The organism is Aquipuribacter hungaricus, from assembly GCF_037860755.1.
In the GTDB taxonomy this organism is placed as follows: Bacteria; Actinomycetota; Actinomycetes; order Actinomycetales; family JBBAYJ01; genus Aquipuribacter; species Aquipuribacter hungaricus.
The window spans coordinates 1-2429 of the sequence record NZ_JBBEOI010000367.1 but is presented as its reverse complement, the minus strand read 5'-3'; the positions used below and the strand labels follow the sequence as shown (position 1 = coordinate 2429).

At 79.2% G+C, this 2429-nt stretch carries 3 protein-coding genes; all 3 read right to left on the bottom strand.

What is annotated here, in order from left to right:
• On the bottom strand, positions 1-186 hold a 186-nt coding region (locus tag WCS02_RS19700; protein WP_340295979.1), incomplete at its 3' end, for a hypothetical protein.
• The gene (sigM, locus tag WCS02_RS19695; protein ID WP_340295978.1) at positions 183-812 is read right to left on the bottom strand and encodes an RNA polymerase sigma factor SigM; all 630 of its coding nucleotides are present in this window, start codon (positions 810-812) and stop codon (positions 183-185) included. The genes WCS02_RS19700 and sigM, both read right to left, overlap by 4 nt.
• Positions 809-2429, bottom strand: a 1621-nt coding sequence (locus WCS02_RS19690) for a hypothetical protein (RefSeq protein WP_340295977.1), incomplete at its 5' end; no start/stop codon positions are given. The genes WCS02_RS19690 and sigM, both read right to left, overlap by 4 nt.

The window sequence follows — 2429 nt, the reverse complement described above, 5'->3', positions numbered from 1 at the left end:
GGTCCCGCCCGCGGCGGCGGCGGTCCCGTCAGCGGCCGCACCAGCAGGGGCAGCGGTGCCGTCGGGAGACGCGCCCGCGGCGGCCTGCCGCAGCGCCCGGTCCAGGCGGGCGGCGGCGTCGTCGGGCATCTGCACGGGGCCGGCGTCGGCGAGGAGCCGGGCCACCCAGTCGTGGTCGTCGGTCATCGGGTCTCACCCGCCCTTCCGGTCGTGACGTCGTCGGGACGCGCGGCGGCGGTCGCCGGGGCGTCGCCCTCTCCGACGCGCGGGCCCGCCGCAGGGTTCCCGGGCGCCAGGACCTGCGCCAGCTGGGCGCGGGCCCGGGAGCAGCGGGACTTGACGGTGCCCTCGGGCAGCTGGAGCACGTCGGCGGCCTCCGCGACCGACATCCCCTCGATGTGGACGAGCACCACGGCGGCGCGCTGCCCGGGGCTCAGGGTCTGCAGGGCCTGCAGCACGTCCATGCGGGTCGTCGTGCGGTCGGCCTCGTCGACACCGCTCGGCACGTCGACGCCCTCGAGGCTGCCGGCAGGCCGGGCGGCGTTGCGCCGGAGCCGGTCGAGCGAGGCGTTGACGACGATCCGGTACAGCCAGGTCCGGACGGCGGAGCGCCGCTCGAACCGCTCGACGGACCTCAGCGCCGACACCAGCGCCTCCTGCAGGGCGTCCTCGGCGTCGGAGGGGTTGCCGGTCGTGCGCAGCGCCACCGCCCAGAGGACGTCGCGGTGGCGGCGGACCAGCTCGCCGAAGGCGTCGGGGTCACCGGCCAGGTGGGCGTCGAGCAGCCCGGCGTCGCTGGGTCCCGCGCTCACGGCACCTGCACCTGCACCTCGTTGACCACGCCTCGCCAGTCGCCCTCGACCTCGGCCAGGCCGGTGAACCACACGATGACGAACTGCGTGGTCACGGGCGCCGTGGGGGCCAGGGTGCTGGGCGCCTCGCCGGTCGTCCCGGTCGCGATGACGGTGGAGCCGTCGAACGCCGGACCGGTCCCCGCCCGCACCTCGTAGGTGCCGCCGTCCCCGGGTGCGTCGATGACGACGGACTGGATGTCCGCGGGCGCCCCCAGGTCGAAGGCCAGTCCGAGGCCGGTCTTGAGCCCGCCGAAGTCCTGGGACTCGTACCGCTGGGTCTGCCACGACGACGCGGGGTCCCCGTCGACCGCGCGCGGCGCGTCCTGGTCGTTCTCCCCGCCGTCGCCCTGCGGGTCCAGCGCCTGGACCCCCGCGGGGCTGATAAGCGTGGGGGCGTCGACGACGGGCGGCGCGGCAGGGGCGGACGGCACGGGGGCCGGGGCGGCCGACTCGGTGACCGCGGGCGCGGCGGTGGCGGGGTCGTCGTCGCGGAACCGGTCGAGCGCCCAGACCAGGCCGCCGCCGACGAACGCGCCCATGACGAGCACGACGGCCACCCCGGTGCCCGCGCCGGCGACGCCGCGGCGACGGGCCTCCTTGGGCGGCAGGGGCAGCACGTCCGCGTCCGCCGCGGCGCCGGCCACCGCGGTGCCGGCGCGCCCGCGGTCCTGGGCGTCCTCCCAGGGCTGGTCGTCCCAGGGCTGCTGGTCCTCGGTCCACGTGCCCGCGGCGTCCCAGCCGTCCTCGTCCCAGGACTGGTCGCCGACGGGGAGCAGGTCCCAGCCGTCGTCCTCGTCGGGCTCCTGCACGGGGGCGCGGGAGACGTACCCCGCGGGAGGGCCGCCGGGGGCGCGGGCGGCGACCTGGGCGGGTGCGGGGGCGGCGGCAGCGGTGCCGGCCGTGGGTGCGCCTGAGGTGCCTGAGGCTGGTGCGCCTGCGGTACCGGGGACTCCTCCGCCTGGGGTGCCCGCGAGCGCGCCTGCTGCGCCTGCCAGGCCACCGGCTGCCGCGGCGGCACCTGCTGCGGCAGCCGAACCCGCGGCGGCGACCGGGGTGGGGCGGCTCGGGACCCGGTGCGCCGGCTGGGAGCCGGTGCGCTCGCGCGTGCCGTCGTCGGTGGGGGCCGGGCTGTCCCCGGCTGACGGCTGTCCGACGGGAGCGGGCCCGGTGGGCGTGCCGGTGGGCGGCGCCGCTGCGGGGGCCTCGGCCGCCGGGGTGGTGGTCAGGGTGCTCTCTGCGGTACCAGCGCCGGAGGTGGTGGACGCGGTGCCGGCGACCGTGCCGGCGGCGGTGCCGGGGCCGGTGCTCGTGCCGCCGGCGCCCGCTGCTCCGGGGGCGCTGGCGCCTGCTGCTCGCGCGGCGGTGGCGTCGGGTGCGCTCAGGACGGAGGTGGCGGGCGAGCTGGGGGCCGTCCCCGTGGAGAGCTCCCCCGACGGGCGGTCCGGCGCAGCGGGGGCGGGAGGTGCGGCGTAGCCGGCACCGCCCGGAGCACCGGCAGCCGTGGCGGCGGTGGTCCCCGCGACCTCTTCGGCCGGCACGCGCAGCCCGGCGGCAGGTGCGGCGGTGAGCCCTGCC